Here is a 14,705-nt window from a genome sequence, read left to right as displayed (position 1 = left end):
CCAGACGGCGCCGCTCCGGCTGACGCGGAACCGGCGGATGCCGCACCCGAGCCGCCGGTCGTTGCGCCGACTGAGCCGGCGGCGGATCGACCGATGACGCGCCCGGCCGCGCACGAGGTGCACGAAGCCCACGAGGTGCACGGGGCGCATGTGGCGACGGGTGACGAGCTGCCGCGCACCGAAGCGATCACCCTTCCCGACGCGGTCTCCGACGCCCCTGCGGACGAGGTCGCTCATTCCGGCGAGCACGCAGCCCCTGCGGTGCAGCCTGAGCCGGAAGCGACGGCTGAGCCGGTCGCCGAGCCCGAGCCGGTCCTGGAGACGGAGCCGGCCGGAGAGGCTGAGGCGGCGCAGAAGTCCGAGCTCCCTGCTGACTCCAGCCCGACGAGCGACACCCAGCCGACGCCTGACGCTGAGCCGAAGCCCGATGCCGACCCGGCACCCGGGACTGAGCCGTCTTCGGGCACCGAACGGCCGAAGCGCCGCCGCGCGCAGTGGCCGTGATCGACCACCTCCCGCTCGGTCGATGAGCTGAGGTTCGAGCCCCTCGACACGAAGCCCTCGGGAACGCCGTCACCGGCGCCCGAGGGCTTCGTCGTGCGACGCCCGACTCAGCGGAGATCGCCGACCGCGCCGGTGACCGCCCGCACGACCTCGCCCGACTGCACCAGCGCGGTGACCGCCTCGATCTCGGGGGAGAGGAACCGGTCGGGTCCGGGACCCGTGACCTGCTCACGCACCCGGCGGAGCACCGCCCCGGTGCCGACGGCCGGCTCGAGCGGGTTGCGCAGGTCGAGGCCACGGGCTGCCGTCATGACCTCGATCGCCAGCACCCGGCTGAGACCGTCGATCGCCCGACGGAGCTTCCGCGCCGCCGCCCAGCCCATCGAGACGTGGTCCTCCTGCATCGCGGAGGACGGGATCGAGTCGACGGACGCCGGGTGTGCCAGGCGTTTCAGTTCGCTCACGATGCCGGCCGCCGTGTACTGAGCGATCATGAGGCCCGAGTCGACCCCGACCTCGTGCGCGAGGAACGGCGGGAGGCCGTTGCTCCGGCTCCGGTCCAGGAAGCGGTCGGTGCGGCGCTCCGACATGGACGCGACGTCGGCGACGGCGATCGCGAGGAAGTCGAGCACGTAGGCGACCGGGGCACCGTGGAAGTTCCCGTTCGACTCGACCCGCCCGTCCGGCGTGAGGACCGGGTTGTCGACGGCACTCGCGAGCTCCCGCGCGGCGACCATCGCGGCGTGGTCGACCGTGTCCCTGGCGGCACCGTGCACCTGCGGGGCACAGCGCAGTGAGTAGGCGTCCTGCACCCGGGTGCACTCGGGACCCCGGTGGCTGGCGACGATCGGGGAGCCGTCGAGCAGCAACCGCAGGTTCGCGGCGCTCTCGGCCTGACCCGACTGCGGGCGCAGGGCCTGCAGGTCGGCGGCGAACACCGCGTCCGTGCCGAGCAGGCCCTCGACGCTCATCGCCGCGGCGACGTCGGCGGTGCGCAAGAGCATCCGCAGGTCGTCCACGGCGAGCGCCAGCATCCCCAGCATGCCGTCGGTGCCGTTGATGAGCGCGAGTCCCTCCTTCTCGGCGAGTTGGACCGGCTGGAGGCCGGCATCCGCGAGCGCGTCCGCCGCGGGGCGCACGCGACCGGACATGTCGGTCACCTCACCCTCGCCCATCACCGCCAGCGCGCAGTGCGCGAGGGGCGCGAGGTCGCCGGAGCATCCGAGCGACCCGTACTCGCGCACGACCGGGGTGATGTCGGCGTTCAGCATCGCCGCGTAGGCGCGGACCGTCTCCACCCGCACACCGGTGCGGCCCGTCATGAGCGTCGAGAGGCGCAGCGTCATCAGGGAACGCACGACCTCCCGCTCGACGACCTCGCCGCTGCCGGCGGCGTGCGAGCGGACGAGACTCGCCTGCAGCTGCGCGCGGCGCGTCGGCTCGATGAACGTGGTCGCGAGCGCACCGAACCCGGTCGAGATCCCGTAGTGGGGCTCGGGGTCGGAGGCGAGCGCCTCGATGATCCGACGGGATGCGGCGACACCGTCGAGGGCCTCGTCGTCGAGGTCGATCCGTGCGCCGTGTCGGGCGACGGCGACGACCTCGTCGATCGACAGCGGCCCGGCGCCCAGGACGACCGAGGCCGGTTCGGCGGGCTCGGGATGCGGGCGACCGGAGGTCGTCGGGTCGCTAGTGGTCGGGGTCGCGCCGGGCTGGATGTCCATATTCCGATGGAACACCCGGGCGCCCACCGCGGCGGTGCGCGTAGAGTCGTCCGTGTCTGGGATGACAGACATGGACGACCAGGCGGCCGTGTTCGAGCCGCGGAGACGAGGTCAGCGGTGAGTCAGGTCCCGGCAGCCGACGCCACCCTTCGTGTGCTGAGCCATCTCGCCGGCGCCCGCGGCCCGCTTCCGGCCGCGGCGATCGCCTCGGCACTCGACCTGCCGAGATCGACGGTCTACCACCTCCTCAGCGTGCTGCAGGAGCACGGCTTCGTGGTCCACCTGCCCGAAGCCCGTCGCTACGGGCTCGGGGTCGCCGCCTTCGAACTCTCCGGTGGTTACGCGCGCCAGGAGCCGCTCAGCATGCTCGGGCGCCCGTTGCTCGCCGAGCTGGTCGACCGGGTGGGTGAGAGCGCGCATCTCGCCGTGCTGCACGGCCGGGACGTGCTCTACATCGTGGATGAGCGCGCCCCGCGTCGGCCGCACCTCGTCACCGATGTCGGTGTGCGCCTCCCGGCTCACCTGACCGCCAGCGGCTGCGCGATCCTCGCCGCGTTCCCGGCCGGCCAGCTGCGCGCCCTGTTCCCCGACCAGGCGGCGTTCGTCGACCGCACCGGCCACGGGCCGAAGCGGTACCGGGAGCTCCGTCAGGTCCTGGCCCAGACGACCCAGGACGGCTATGCGCGCGAGGCCGGCGGGGTGACGCTCGGTCTCGCGAGTGTCGGGGTGGTCGTCCGCGACCACACGGGGTGGCCGGCGGCGGCGATCGCGGTCACCTACGACGCCGATGCCGGGCTCGATCCGGCGTGGTTGGCCCGCGAGATCCACCCGGCGGCGGCCGAGCTGTCGCGGCGGATCCGGGGTCGCTGAGCGCTCGGCGGAGCGTGCGGGCGGTGCGGGCGGGCGGTGCGGCGGCTCCGGAACCGTGGTCAGGCGACCGAGCGCAGGATGAGCTCGAGCAGGGCGGTCGCGTAAGCGTCGGGCGCCGTCGCGGCGCTGAACCGTCGCAGTTCGCCGCCGAGCTCGACCACGACGGTGTACGCCTCGGCGTCGCCCAACGACAGGAGGACGTCGAGTTCGTCGTCGAGTGTCGGCTCGCCGTCGGTCGGCGCAGCCGGGGACACCGCGCGTTCGAGCGACCGGAACGAGCCGCGCAGCAGGGCACGCAGCTGGTGTTCCGACGGCAGCCAGAGCGTCTCCTCCTGATCGACGGAGTCCAACGCCCACTCGGTCGTGCCGTTGAAGCCGAAACTGCGGCCACCCGGGTGCTCGTGCACCTCGACGGTCATCTCGCTCACCGTGAACACGTCGCCGGCGAGCTCACCGCCGTCGATGGTGAAGCGGTCGCCGGGTTCGGGAGTCCAGCGCAGGCCGGCGGTGCGGAGCGCTCGGGCGAGGTCAGCGGAGATCATCAGTCCAGTATCGCCGACCACTGTGCGATGCGGCTGGCAACCCCTCGATTCGGGCGGAACCCTGTGCGAGGGTGGAGGATCTCTTCGAAGGGTCCGATGATGCCCGCACCTGATGATGCCCTATCCGGTCGGTTCCCTGCGCGCGGCCGCATCACCACACGACGGTTCGAGGGTGCGACCGGGATGCACGAGGTGTCGGGCGCACTGCGATTCGTGGAGGTGGACCCCGATCGGTTCTCGATGACCGTCGACTCGATCACGCTCGGCGAGTACGTCCTCCATCGCAACACGGTCGGGCCCGGGACCTTCGACGTCGTCGCCGACGCCTACGGGCTCGATGAACCGGTCGCGACGATCGTGATGCTCATCGAGGGGGCGGCCAGTCTGGTCCACGGCCGACAGCAACTCGACCTGCTCCCCGGGACCGGGACGCTCACGGAGGGCGCCGAGACCTACCGGACGACGATCCACGACCACGCGACCTATCTGTACGTGTTCGTGCCGATGCGTGCGCTCCGCCGCCTCGGCATCGCCCCGACGAGCGCCCTCGGCCCGTTGGCACCGTCGCCGCTGCTGCGGGCCAGCGCCGCATTCCTCGTGGAGGTCATCTCCGCGTTCGAACCGATCGGCGGCGCCGCGCAGCTCAGACTCTGCCGGGTGATCGACACGATGCTCGCGACCCTCTACGCGGAGAACGACCTCTTCCGGGCCGAGGGTGAGGCCGGGCGGGTTCCGCTCCGGCTCCGGATCATCGAGCACATCGCCGCGTCCTTCGCCGAGCGGGAGCTGCGACCGGAGACGCTGGCGCGTCGCTTCAACATGTCGACCAGGTCTCTGCAACGGGTGTTCGAGGGCTCGGGCACGAGCGCCGCGGGCGAGATCGCCGAGCGGCGGGTGCAGCTCGCGCTCGCCCTCCTCTCGGACCCCGATCACCGGGGCCTGTCGATCGCCGAGGTCGCGACCCGATGCGGCTACCACTCGCAGGCGCACCTCCGTCGAGCGGTCGTCGCGCACACCGGTCTCAGCCCGAGCCAGTTCCGGGAGCAGACGAAGGCGGAGGACGCCTGACGTCGCAGCGTCGTCAGGCCGCCGGATCAGCCTGCGGTGCGCCCGCTTCGTCGCGGAGCCGTCAACCAGGGCCGCAGCAGCCTCGTGACGAGCGGCAGGAGCCAGTAGGTCATGATCGGCGTCAGGACGAGCGTCGAGATGAGCACATGGAGGAACACACCGAGCGGCTCCCAACCGGGCACGAGCGCCGTGACGAGGAGGGTGAAGACGAGGTTGAGCGGGAAGAAGCCCAACCAGATGCTCACCGCCTGCTTCCAGCGCGGCGGCGCGGGCGGGATCGGATCCGGGTCGCCGGAGAGCTCGGCCTCCTCGACGCGGAGGATGCCGTCCGGTGCGTCGAACCACCCTTCGATCCCGCTGCGCCGCTCGACGCGGGACTGCTCCATGAACTCGCGGCCGCTCGACAGCCACCAGGCGCGTTCCTTCGACTCCTCCCAGTCGGTCAGCGTCTGTTCGTCCGCGAAGCGGTACAGCATGTACCAGACGTCGCTCTCGGCACCCGCGCGCACCCAGCCGGAGCCGAGGAAGCCGGGGTACCGGTTCGCCAGGTTGATGCCCGCCTGGACCCAGATGGTGGCCTCGGAGATCGACGCCGGGTTGACGCGTCGCTCGATCGAGACGGTGATGGGATCGTGTTCCATACGCCCAGTAGACCGCACTCGTGTTTCGATCTCGTGTCCCGGTGCCGCCCCCGTAGAGTCGAGGCATGGCGACTCCTGACTTCGTACTGGCCCTTCGCGAGCGGATCGGGCACGCGCCCCTCTGGTTGACGGGGGTGACCGCGGTGGTCCTGCGCGGTCTCGGGACACCCGAGGCCGAGGTCCTGCTCGTCCGGCGCCAGGACAACGGGGCGTGGACGCCGGTCACGGGCATCATCGACCCGGGTGAGGAGCCCGCGGTGGCGGCGGAGCGCGAGGTCCTCGAGGAGGCTGCCGTGGTCGCGGTCGCCGAGCGTCTCGCCCAGGTGCAGGTGCTCCCGCAGAACGTCTACGACAACGGCGACATCACGCAGTACATCGACCTCGTGTTCCGATGCCGCTACGAGTCGGGCGAGCCGTATCCGGCGGACGGCGAGAACTCCGAGGCGCGGTGGTTCCCGCTCGACGCCCTGCCGGAGCAGGTCTCGCAGAACTTCCGCACCCGGATCGCGCTCGCCGCCTCCGACGAGCGCGCGGCCCGCTTCACCCGCTGATGTCCCTCCACCTGCCCGCGAACTGTCACTTGAGGCTCGTTCCGGGGCCCGTGACTAGCGTTTGGTGACAGTTCGCGGGCTGGAGGGGGAGGGGGTGGCTGCGGCGATGGCGTCGGCGGCTCGGACGAGGGTGAGGTGCGAGAGCGCCTGCGGGGTGTTGCCGACCTGCCGCGCCTGCTGCACGTCGTACTCCTCGGACAGCAGGCCCAGGTCGTTGCGGAAGGACAGCAGCCGGTCCATCAGCTCGCGGGCGTCGTTGAGTCGGCCCGAGGCCGCGTACTGCTGCACGAGCCAGAACGAGCACGCGAGGAACGGGTGCTCGTCGCCCGGCAGACCGTCGACCCCGCTCGTGGTGCGGTAGCGCAGGAGCAGACCGTCCTGGAGGAGGTCCTCCTCGATGGCGGCCACCGTCGCGAGCATGCGCGGGTCGTCGGGCGCCACGTAGCCGATCTGCGCGAGGACGAGCAGCGACGCGTCGACCTCGGTCGTCCCGGCGTGCTGGACGTAGCACCCGCGTGCATGGTCGACGTTCTCGCGCTCGATCGTCTCGCGGAGGGTCTCGCGGAGGGCCTCCCAGCGTTCGACGGGCCCGTCCAGGCCGTGCTCGCGGACCGCGCGGACACCGCGGTCGAGCGCCGCCCAGATCATGGCGCGCGAGTGGGTGAAGTGCTGCTCGTCGCCCCGCACCTCCCAGATGCCGCGGTCGGGACGGTTCCAGTGCTCCTCGAGGACGCCGAGCAGCGCGCGCTGGAGGCTCCACGAGAAGTCGTCGTCCGCGAGACCGACCGAGCGCGCCTCGTCGAGGGCGATCATCACGGACCCGAAGACGTCGCCCTGGTACTGCGTGTAGGCGCCGTTGCCGACGCGCACGGGGGCGGCGCCGAGGTAGCCGGGGAGGCTGTCGAGCTCCTCCTCCACGAGGTGGCGTTCGCCGGCGAGGCCGTACATGATCTGCAGGTCGTTCGGATCACCGGCGATCGCCCGGAGGAGCCACCTGCGCCAGTCGTGCGCCTCCTCGGTGAAGCCGTGCTGCATGAGGGCTTCGAGGGTCAGCGAGGCGTCGCGCAGCCAGACGTAGCGGTAGTCCCAGTTGCGGACGCCCCCGAACGACTCCGGCAGGCTCGTGGTCGCGGCGGCGACGATGCCCCCGGTGTCCTCATGCGTGAGGGCACGGAGGACGAGTAGCGACCGCACGACCGCCTCCTCGTACTCGTCGGCGGGATCGCAGCGGGACGCCCAGTCGCGCCACCAGGCGATCGTGTGGTCGATGCGCGGGCCGACGTCGACCGGGTCCGGTACCTCGCGGTGCGAGGGGTACCAGGTGAGGGTGAGGTCGACGGTGTCGCCCGCGGAGACCTCGACGGTCGCCGAGTGGGCGTGATCGGACGCCGTCAGGTGCACACCGCGGACCACGACGGCGTCGGGGCCGGCGACCGCGACGATCCCGGAGCCGTCCGGGAGCTGCCGCACCCACGGGATCGCGTCGGCGTACCCGAAGCGGAGGCGCACCTCGACGTCGACCGCGACGGTGCCGCTGAGCCCCTCGACCCGGCGGACCACATCCGCCCGGCGGTCGCCGTGGGGCATGAGGTCGGTCACGCGCACCTGCCCGTCGGGGGTCGTCCAGACGGTCTCGAGGACGAAGGTGTCGTCGAGGTAGGCGCGGCTCGCCGTCGCCCGCGCGTCGGCGGGCCGGACCGTCCAGCAGCCGTGGTCCTCGGTGCCGAGCAGTGCGCCGAACATCGAGGGCGAGTCGAACCGGGGGAGGCACAGCCAGTCGATGCTGCCTTCCGACGACACGAGCGCGGCGGTGTGGCAATCACCGATGAGGGCGTAATCCTCGATGGGGCTGGGCATGCACCCATGCTGCCACGCCGCCGCGGGCCTGCCTGGGAGCCATGCTCCGTGACTTCTCAGGGTGGATCGGGTAACGTAGGTGAGTCGGCTCTAGACACCGCGTTTGTACCGCGGAGGGTTATGTCAGTCTGGTGGGCCGGTTTCGTCGGAGAGAACTCCGCGAACACACACATGATGTGGACGGCCCCGGCCAGTGATCGCCCGGGTATGAGCATGCCGCAGCGCAGCCGAGGTTTCGGATGGCGCTGTGTGAGTCATGCAGGTTGTTCATGCGAACGAGTTATAACCCGGAAAGCATTTCTCCATGCCCAAGAACAACACCCCCGCCGGCAAACGCCCGGCCAAGAACTTCGACCCCAAGTCCAAGTACGGCGAGAACAAGCGGCCTTTCGGCTCACGCCCAGGCGCGAAGTCCGGCAGCAAGAGCGAAGGCCACCGCGGCTACCGTCCCGACGCCGGTGGAGCGCCGCAGAAGTCACGCTGGAACGCAGACGAGCGTGCCGAGCGCGCCGCCCGCTTCGAGTCGGAGGAGCGCGGCGACCGCGCACCCCGCGGCGACCGCAATGAGCGTCCTGCGTACAACCGTGGTGGCGACCGGAACGAGCGTCCCGCGTACAGCCGTGGTGGCGACCGGAACGAGCGTCCCGCGTACAACCGTGGTGGCGACCGCAACGAGCGCCCTGCGTACAACCGTGGTGGCGACCGCAACGAGCGCCCCGCCTACAACCGTGGCGAGCGGACTGAGCGTCCGTCCTACGGTGACCGGAACGAGCGTCCTGCGTACAACCGCGGTGGCGACCGGAACGAGCGCCCGTCCTACAACCGTGGCGAGCGGTCCGAGCGTCCGTCCTACGGTGACCGGAACGAGCGTCCTGCGTACAACCGTGGCGAGCGGGCCGAGCGTCCCTCCTACGGTGACCGGAACGACCGCCCGGCCTCGAACCGTGGTGGCGACCGCACCGAGCGTCCGGCGTACAACCGTGGCGAGCGGTCCGAGCGTCCCTCCTACGGCGACCGGAACGACCGTCCCGCGTACAACCGTGGTGGCGACCGCAACGAGCGCCCGGCCTACAACCGGGGTGAGCGCACGGAGCGTCCCTCGTACGGTGACCGCACCGAGCGTCCCGCGTACAACCGTGGCGAGCGGTCCGAGCGTCCCTCCTACGGTGACCGCACCGAGCGTCCCGCGTACAACCGCGGCGAGCGGACCGAGCGTCCCTCCTACGGTGACCGCCCGGCCCGTCAGGGTGACCCGCGTCAGGCGAACCGCACCGACCGCCCCGCGCGTTCCTACGACGACCGTCCGAAGCGTTCCTTCGAGGAGCGCCCGGCGCGTTCGTACGACGACCGCCCCAAGCGGTCCTTCGACGACCGCCCGAAGCGCTCGTTCGACGACCGCGGCGCGTCCGACGCCGGCCGTGGCAGCGACTACTACCCGAAGCGCGATGCCGGCTCCTACACGCCCCAGGACGATGTGGTGCTCGAGCGCCTCGAGGCCGACGCGATCCAGGCCGGCGACGTCGAGGGTGTGACCTTCGAGAGCCTCGGCCTCGGCGGCAACATCGTCCGTGCACTGGCCGAGCTCGGCGCCGACAGCCCGTTCCCGATCCAGGCGGCGACCATTCCGGATGTCATCGCGGGCCGCGACGTGCTCGGCCGTGGCCGCACCGGCTCCGGCAAGACCATCGCCTTCGGTGCCCCGCTCGTCGAGAAGCTCATGGAGAACGGCGGCGGCAAGAACCGCAAGCCGGGTCGCAAGCCCCGCGCCCTCATCCTCGCCCCGACGCGTGAGCTCGCCCTGCAGATCGACCGCACCGTGCAGCCCATCGCGCGCGCCGTCGGCCTCTTCACCACCCAGATCTACGGCGGTGTCCCGCAGGGTCGCCAGGTCGGCGCACTGCAGCGCGGCGTCGACATCATCGTCGGCACGCCCGGTCGCATCGAGGACCTCATCGAGCAGGGGCGCCTCGACCTCTCGCAGGTCACGGTGACCGTCCTCGACGAGGCCGACCACATGTGCGACCTCGGCTTCCTCGAGCCCGTGCAGCGCATCCTGCGTCGCACCGCGCCCGATGGCCAGAAGCTCCTCTTCTCCGCCACCCTCGACAAGGGTGTCGCAGCCCTCGTCAACGAGTTCCTCCCGAACCCGTCGGTGCACGAGGTCGCCGGTGAGGACCAGGCGTCCTCCACGATCGATCACCGCGTGCTGGTGGTGGAGCACAAGGGCAAGGACCGCCTCATCGAGGAGCTCGTCAACCGCACCGAGAAGACCCTCGTGTTCGCTCGCACCCGGGCCTACGCCGAGCGTCTCGCGGAGCAGCTCGGCATGGCGGGCATCCCCGCCGTCTCGCTCCACGGCGACCTCAACCAGGCGCGCCGCACGCGCAACCTGGAGAAGCTCACCTCGGGTCGGGTCAACGTGCTCGTCGCCACCGACGTCGCCGCCCGCGGCATCCACGTCGACGACATCACGCTCGTCGTGCAGGCCGACGCCCCGGACGAGTACAAGACGTACCTGCACCGTGCCGGCCGCACCGGTCGTGCCGGCAAGATCGGTCGCGTCGTCACGATCATCCCCAAGGCCCGTCGCCGCCGGATGACCGAACTGCTCGACCGCGCTGAGATCGAGGCCGCGTTTGACGACGCCGCCCCCGGCGACCAGCTCGTCGAGGACATCGCCACCGCGTAGTCCGCACCGCATCAGGAACGCCCGCCGAGCTCACGCTCGGCGGGCGTTCTCGCGTGTCAGGGGGTGAGGGCAGCCCGCTCGTCGTCGCGCGGCGCGAGGACGACGGCGTCGTCGACCCCGTCGAAGGTCCGGACCGGACGGGTGGCGTCCCAACGCTGCCAGCCCGGGTCCCCTGTCTTCGCGAACGCGACCCAGGCGTCGTGCATCGCGGTCGCGAGCGACTGCGGGGCGGACGGGCCCGCCATGCGGACCGCCTCCGGGGAGTCGAGGTGGTCGAAGACGAAGCCGATCTCCATCGCGTGGGCCGCACCGAGCTCTCCCTCGCCGTCCCCGCCGACCGGGCTCCGCCAGGCGAACTCGTACACCCAGGTGTCCGAGCCGTTGTCGGCGCGTGCGTCCGCCAGTTGATTGAGTGGGACGCGGAGCAGGATGTCGGTGGCGATCGCCCCGAGGATCTCGCCGGACTTCGCTTTCGGACGGCTGCGGCGGAAGGTCCGCACGGCCGACGCACTGACTCCGAAGCGCAGTCGCGCCGCGAACAGTTGGAGGCGCGTGATCCGCCGGGCGATGCCGGTCGGGACGAGGAACAGTCGGTGCTCCTCCGTCGTCGTCCCGATGAGCACGGGTATGTCGGCGGAGCCGCCCGACACCAGGGCGTCCAGCGGACTCAGCGGCGCGAGTGGCGACGACGTCGTGATCGAGAATCCCGGACCGCCGGTCAGCGGGTTGCCTCCGCCCATCACCCGTTCCTGGGCCCCGACGAGTCCCTCGGGCGGCACACGGCGGAAGCCGGCCCTGGTGGCCGGCACGCCGAGGTCCTTGGCCATGAGCTTCGAGATCCGGCCGGAGCGCTCTCGGGGTTCCGAGCGCAGCGGGCCGCTCTGGATGATCGCCCGTCGCATCACGGACGAGGCGTCCGGGTGCGCGAGGAGTGCCGCGACCGAGGCCCCGCCCGCGGATTCGCCGAAGACGGTGACGTTGTCGGGGTCACCGCCGAAGCGGGCGATCTCGTCCTGCACCCACGTCAACGCCGCGAGTTGGTCGGCGAGACCGAGGTTCAGCGGGACGTCGTCGAGCACCGAGAACCCCTCGGACCCGAGGCGGTAGTTGATGGAGACGAGGACGACGCCGTCGCGAGCGAACGCGGTGCCGTCGTACGAGTCGAGCGCGTTGGAGCCGTGCACGAGCGAGCCACCGTGGATCCACACCATGACCGGGAGCGGGGTGTCCGACCGCTCGGCCGGGGTCCAGACGTTGAGGTTCAGGATCTCGTTGCCCGGCACCGTCACCGTGGCGAGCAGTTCGCCGACCGCGCCGGTGTAGGGCGGCTGCGGGGCGGTCGCGCCGGGGCGGGTCGCATCGCGGGCGTCCTCCCAGGGGACGACCGGCTGGGGGAGTCGGAAGCGGTCGTCGCCGAACGGTGCTGCCGCGTAGGGGACACCGAGGAATCGGGAGACACCCGCTTCGGTGACCCCGGTGATCGGGCCGCTGCCGATGGTGACGGTGACCGGCGTCGATCCGCCATGCGCAGGGATCGGTTCGCCGGTCGGTTCCAGGCCAGGGTCGATGCTCATACGGGTCCGTTCGTCGATGCTCGGGTGACCAACTGTATCGACGCCGCGTGTGCGGAAGACTGGGCTGATGCAGATCCGTCCCTTCACGCCTTCCGACACCGAGGCCGTCATCGCGCTCTGGCACACCGTGGGGCTCACCCGGCCTTGGAACGACCCGGCGAAGGACATCGAGCGCAAGTCGACGACGCAGCCCGAGCTGTTCCTCGTCGCCATCGACGGCGACGGCGCCCTCGTCGGCACCGCGATGGTGGGGTACGACGGCCACCGCGGGTGGGTGCACTACCTGGCGGTGTCGCCGGCCCAGCAGGGCGGCGGGCTCGGACGGCGGCTCATGGCAGAGGCCGAGCGTCTGCTCATCGAACTCGGGTGCCCGAAGATCAACCTCATGGTCCGGACGGGCAACGACCGCGTGATCGGGTTCTACGAGGCGCTCGGGTACGGCACCGACGAGGTCGCGCTGCTCAGCAAGCGGCTCATCCCCGACGCCTGACGCCGGTTCGTTCGCCCATTCTTGGGCAAACGGGCGTTGGCTCGCCCAAGAATGGGCGAACGAACGGGTCAGAACAGGGTCGGCTGGACCTGCAGGCCGGTCGTGACGAACTCCGGGGCGCGCTTGCGCAGCTCGGCCCGCTCGCCGTACCCGTCGCGCAACATGCCGAGCGCCGACGAGCGGACACCCCCGGTGGCGGGGTCTTCGGTGCCGCGCTCGAGCCCGTGCTCGCGGATCATCGGGCGGATGCGCGCGGCCAGCCACTTCCGGTACTCCTTCGGGGCGTAGGCGCCGTCGGCGTACATCGAGGTGTACCGGTCGACGAGCTCGGGGTGCTCTCGCGACAGCCACTGCATGAACCAGGGTTTGACGCCGGCCTTCAGGTACAGGGTCGAGAAGAGGACGGTGCTCGCGCCCGCCTCGCGGATGCGCGACAGGGCGAGGTCGAGGTGGTCGACGGTGTCGGTCAGGTAGGGGAGGATCGGCATCATGAAGACCCCGACGTCGAAGCCGAGGTCGGCAGCCGCGCGGACGGTCGCGAGTCTGGTCGCCGCCGTCGGGGTGCCGGGCTCGATCGACTGCTGCAGCTCGTCGTCGTAGATGGCGATCGACATGGCGAGGTCGACCGGTACGCGCTGAGCGACCTCGGCCAGGAGTGGCAGGTCTCGCCGGAGCAGCGTGCCCTTCGTCAGGATCGAGAACGGGGTTCCCGAGTCGGCGAGGGCGTTGATGATCCCCGGCATGAGCCGGTACTTGCCCTCGGCGCGCTGATACGGGTCAGTGTTCGTGCCGAGTGCCACCGGGTGCCTGCCCCAGCTCGCCTTCGCGAGCTCCTTCTCGAGGACCTCGGCGACGTTCACCTTGACGATGAGCTGCGAGTCGAAGTCCTTCCCGGCATCGAGGTCCAAGTACGAATGCGTCGGTCGTGCGAAGCAGTACACGCACGCATGCGAGCATCCCCGATAGGGGTTGATGGTCCACCCGAACGGCATCACGGACTGGCCGGGCACGCGGTTGAGCGCCGACTTCGCGAGCACCTCGTGGAAGGTGATCCCGGCGAACTCCGGCGTCTGGACGCTGCGCACGAGGTTGTTCAGCTTCGCGAGGCCCGGCAGCGCCGACGTCGTCTCAACCCCGAGTTCCTGTCCGCTCCACCGCATGCCTCCATTAGAACATACATTCGATTGAGGCGGTCATTTGGCATCCGTCATTGACTGTCAGAGTCTGAAGTTTTAGTATTCCAGACACATAGAGAAAGGTGTGAACAATGGCTGTTCATCCATCCATCCAGTCCGAGACCGACCGTCGACCCGTGCGCTCTCGAGCTGCTTTCAAGATCATCTTGGTCGGGCTGACAGCAGCGTCCGTCGTTCTCGCGCAAACGGGGCCAGCGTCGGCCTCTGAACGCGAGTCTTCGTCTGGAGGTCCGGTTTCGACCGCCGCTGCAGCCGAGCCGAGCGATCTCTCCACGGACACGATCGAAACCGATGGTGCGCCCCTTGTACTGGCGATCGTGGGCGCCGTCCTAGCGACCGGAATGGCCGCCGATCAAGCAGGTCGAACCGCCGGTGCACGGGTGTACTACGCCGGCGTAACCCTCACGCAGTACCAAGGAGTGAAGTGGCAGACGAGGGCCACGGCGGTTGCCGCCCTCGGCGTGATCATGGGGCCGGTTTTCATGGCGTCGTTCGAAGCGACCTTCTATGGATTGGCCTCTTGACCAACGGTCAGCTGCGCTTCTTCCTCGCATTCGTGTCTGCGCTGTTTGCTGCGTACGTCGTGGTGGGTGGCCTGCTCGACCCCCTCGGCCTGCAATCCGGTCAATTGGCGATCGCGTTCAGTATGGCCGTCATGATCATCGCGGCCAGTCTGCCTTCCAAGCCGGGAGACTCAGCCAAGTAGGTTCTCGGTGTGTGGTCCCAGCGTTTGGGGCCACACACCGTCGCGCGACGTCATCAAGCGGTCCGATGGGCTCAGGCGGCGAGGCTCCGCCACAGGAGGGCGGCGCTCACGAGCCAGAAGGCGACCATGAAGCACCAGTCGCGGGTCCGGAAGGGGATGCGGGTCCGCTCCGTGCGCTGCGGATGGGCGCCGAACGCGCGGGAGTCCATGGCGAGCGCGACCCGCTCCGCGTGACGGATGGCGCCGGCCAGCAGCGGCACGACGGTGCCGCCGGCGCGGCGGACGGCGGCGAT

14 protein-coding genes and 1 pseudogene are annotated in these 14,705 nt (G+C 70.5%); 8 read left to right on the top strand and 7 right to left on the bottom strand.

Features of this window, described 5'->3' with window-relative positions:
- Positions 1–504, top strand: a pseudogene (locus IFT89_RS17550) (hypothetical protein); the annotation flags it as partial.
- Between the two features lie 107 nt (positions 505–611).
- Here IFT89_RS17550 and hutH read toward each other — a convergent pair.
- Positions 612–2,228 carry a histidine ammonia-lyase gene (gene hutH / locus IFT89_RS17545; RefSeq protein ID WP_202939605.1) on the bottom strand — a complete coding sequence of 539 codons (1,617 nt, stop codon included), beginning with the start codon at positions 2,226–2,228 and terminating at the stop codon, positions 612–614.
- Positions 2,229–2,345: 117 nt separating this feature from the next.
- Between hutH and IFT89_RS17540 the strand changes: the two genes are divergently transcribed.
- Positions 2,346–3,098 carry an IclR family transcriptional regulator gene (locus IFT89_RS17540; protein ID WP_307783540.1) on the top strand — a complete coding sequence of 251 codons (753 nt, stop codon included), beginning with the start codon at positions 2,346–2,348 and terminating at the stop codon, positions 3,096–3,098.
- Between the two features lie 59 nt (positions 3,099–3,157).
- Here IFT89_RS17540 and IFT89_RS17535 read toward each other — a convergent pair whose 3' ends face one another.
- Positions 3,158–3,640: a hypothetical protein gene (locus IFT89_RS17535; RefSeq protein WP_064294230.1), complete on the bottom strand. Its 483-nt coding sequence runs from the start codon at positions 3,638–3,640 to the stop codon at positions 3,158–3,160.
- A gap of 99 nt (positions 3,641–3,739) precedes the next feature.
- On the opposite strand from IFT89_RS17535, the gene IFT89_RS17530 reads away from it, so the two are divergent.
- Positions 3,740–4,708 (top strand): AraC family transcriptional regulator, encoded by a 969-nt coding sequence (locus tag IFT89_RS17530; RefSeq protein WP_202939603.1) that lies wholly within the window; start codon positions 3,740–3,742, stop codon positions 4,706–4,708.
- A gap of 26 nt (positions 4,709–4,734) precedes the next feature.
- Here the strand turns inward: IFT89_RS17530 and IFT89_RS17525 are convergent, their stop codons facing one another.
- The gene (locus IFT89_RS17525) at positions 4,735–5,349 is read right to left on the bottom strand and encodes an antibiotic biosynthesis monooxygenase (RefSeq protein ID WP_191940512.1); all 615 of its coding nucleotides are present in this window, start codon (positions 5,347–5,349) and stop codon (positions 4,735–4,737) included.
- Between the two features lie 65 nt (positions 5,350–5,414).
- Between IFT89_RS17525 and IFT89_RS17520 the strand changes: the two genes are divergently transcribed.
- On the top strand, positions 5,415–5,900 hold the full coding sequence (locus IFT89_RS17520; RefSeq protein WP_202939602.1) for an NUDIX hydrolase: 486 nt from the start codon (positions 5,415–5,417) through the stop codon (positions 5,898–5,900).
- A gap of 54 nt (positions 5,901–5,954) precedes the next feature.
- Here IFT89_RS17520 and IFT89_RS17515 read toward each other — a convergent pair whose 3' ends face one another.
- Entirely contained in the window at positions 5,955–7,817 is a 1,863-nt protein-coding gene (locus tag IFT89_RS17515; protein WP_274605596.1) for a glycoside hydrolase family 15 protein, read from the bottom strand.
- Positions 7,818–8,061: 244 nt separating this feature from the next.
- Here IFT89_RS17515 and IFT89_RS17510 point away from each other — a divergent pair, with 244 nt between their 5' ends.
- Positions 8,062–10,446, top strand: a complete 2,385-nt coding sequence (locus IFT89_RS17510; protein ID WP_202939600.1) for a DEAD/DEAH box helicase — start codon at positions 8,062–8,064, stop codon at positions 10,444–10,446.
- A gap of 56 nt (positions 10,447–10,502) precedes the next feature.
- Here the strand turns inward: IFT89_RS17510 and IFT89_RS17505 are convergent, their stop codons facing one another.
- A complete protein-coding gene (locus IFT89_RS17505; protein ID WP_202939599.1) occupies positions 10,503–12,020 on the bottom strand; it encodes a carboxylesterase/lipase family protein in 1,518 nt (505 codons plus the stop codon).
- Between the two features lie 67 nt (positions 12,021–12,087).
- Between IFT89_RS17505 and IFT89_RS17500 the strand changes: the two genes are divergently transcribed.
- The gene (locus tag IFT89_RS17500; protein ID WP_137242297.1) at positions 12,088–12,510 is read left to right on the top strand and encodes a GNAT family acetyltransferase; all 423 of its coding nucleotides are present in this window, start codon (positions 12,088–12,090) and stop codon (positions 12,508–12,510) included.
- Between the two features lie 68 nt (positions 12,511–12,578).
- Here IFT89_RS17500 and IFT89_RS17495 read toward each other — a convergent pair whose 3' ends face one another.
- Positions 12,579–13,670 carry an Rv2578c family radical SAM protein gene (locus tag IFT89_RS17495; protein WP_202939598.1) on the bottom strand — a complete coding sequence of 364 codons (1,092 nt, stop codon included), beginning with the start codon at positions 13,668–13,670 and terminating at the stop codon, positions 12,579–12,581.
- Between the two features lie 107 nt (positions 13,671–13,777).
- Here IFT89_RS17495 and IFT89_RS17490 point away from each other — a divergent pair, with 107 nt between their 5' ends.
- Both IFT89_RS17490 and IFT89_RS17485 read left to right on the top strand, forming a co-directional pair.
- Positions 13,778–14,230: a hypothetical protein gene (locus tag IFT89_RS17490; RefSeq protein WP_137242295.1), complete on the top strand. Its 453-nt coding sequence runs from the start codon at positions 13,778–13,780 to the stop codon at positions 14,228–14,230.
- Complete coding sequence (locus IFT89_RS17485) at positions 14,227–14,412, top strand: hypothetical protein (RefSeq protein ID WP_064294237.1); 186 nt, start codon at positions 14,227–14,229, stop codon at positions 14,410–14,412. The genes IFT89_RS17490 and IFT89_RS17485 overlap by 4 nt, the downstream gene beginning before the upstream one ends.
- Before the next feature lie 71 nt (positions 14,413–14,483).
- Here the strand turns inward: IFT89_RS17485 and IFT89_RS17480 are convergent.
- Positions 14,484–14,705: energy-coupling factor transporter transmembrane component T (locus IFT89_RS17480; protein WP_244650825.1), on the bottom strand; the 222-nt coding region annotated here is incomplete at its 5' end.

It is taken from the genome of Plantibacter sp. CFBP 13570 (genome assembly GCF_014841395.1).
GTDB classification, from domain to species: Bacteria; Actinomycetota; Actinomycetes; order Actinomycetales; family Microbacteriaceae; genus Plantibacter; species Plantibacter auratus.
The sequence above is the reverse complement of the archived record's forward strand: the minus strand, read 5'-3'. Positions and strand labels throughout refer to the sequence as shown.

What these genes read in the sequence shown, in the direction of transcription:
- IFT89_RS17525 (WP_191940512.1), bottom strand. Translation starts at nt 5,349, where the DNA reads ATGGAACACGATCCCATCACCGTCTCGATCGAGCGACGCGTCAACCCG.
- IFT89_RS17495 (WP_202939598.1), bottom strand. Translation starts at nt 13,670, where the DNA reads ATGCGGTGGAGCGGACAGGAACTCGGGGTTGAGACGACGTCGGCGCTG.
- IFT89_RS17490 (WP_137242295.1), top strand. Translation starts at nt 13,778, where the DNA reads ATGGCTGTTCATCCATCCATCCAGTCCGAGACCGACCGTCGACCCGTG.
- IFT89_RS17530 (WP_202939603.1), top strand. Translation starts at nt 3,740, where the DNA reads ATGCCCGCACCTGATGATGCCCTATCCGGTCGGTTCCCTGCGCGCGGC.
- IFT89_RS17510 (WP_202939600.1), top strand. Translation starts at nt 8,062, where the DNA reads ATGCCCAAGAACAACACCCCCGCCGGCAAACGCCCGGCCAAGAACTTC.
- IFT89_RS17520 (WP_202939602.1), top strand. Translation starts at nt 5,415, where the DNA reads ATGGCGACTCCTGACTTCGTACTGGCCCTTCGCGAGCGGATCGGGCAC.
- hutH (WP_202939605.1), bottom strand. Translation starts at nt 2,228, where the DNA reads ATGGACATCCAGCCCGGCGCGACCCCGACCACTAGCGACCCGACGACC.
- IFT89_RS17500 (WP_137242297.1), top strand. Translation starts at nt 12,088, where the DNA reads ATGCAGATCCGTCCCTTCACGCCTTCCGACACCGAGGCCGTCATCGCG.
- IFT89_RS17535 (WP_064294230.1), bottom strand. Translation starts at nt 3,640, where the DNA reads ATGATCTCCGCTGACCTCGCCCGAGCGCTCCGCACCGCCGGCCTGCGC.
- IFT89_RS17505 (WP_202939599.1), bottom strand. Translation starts at nt 12,020, where the DNA reads ATGAGCATCGACCCTGGCCTGGAACCGACCGGCGAACCGATCCCTGCG.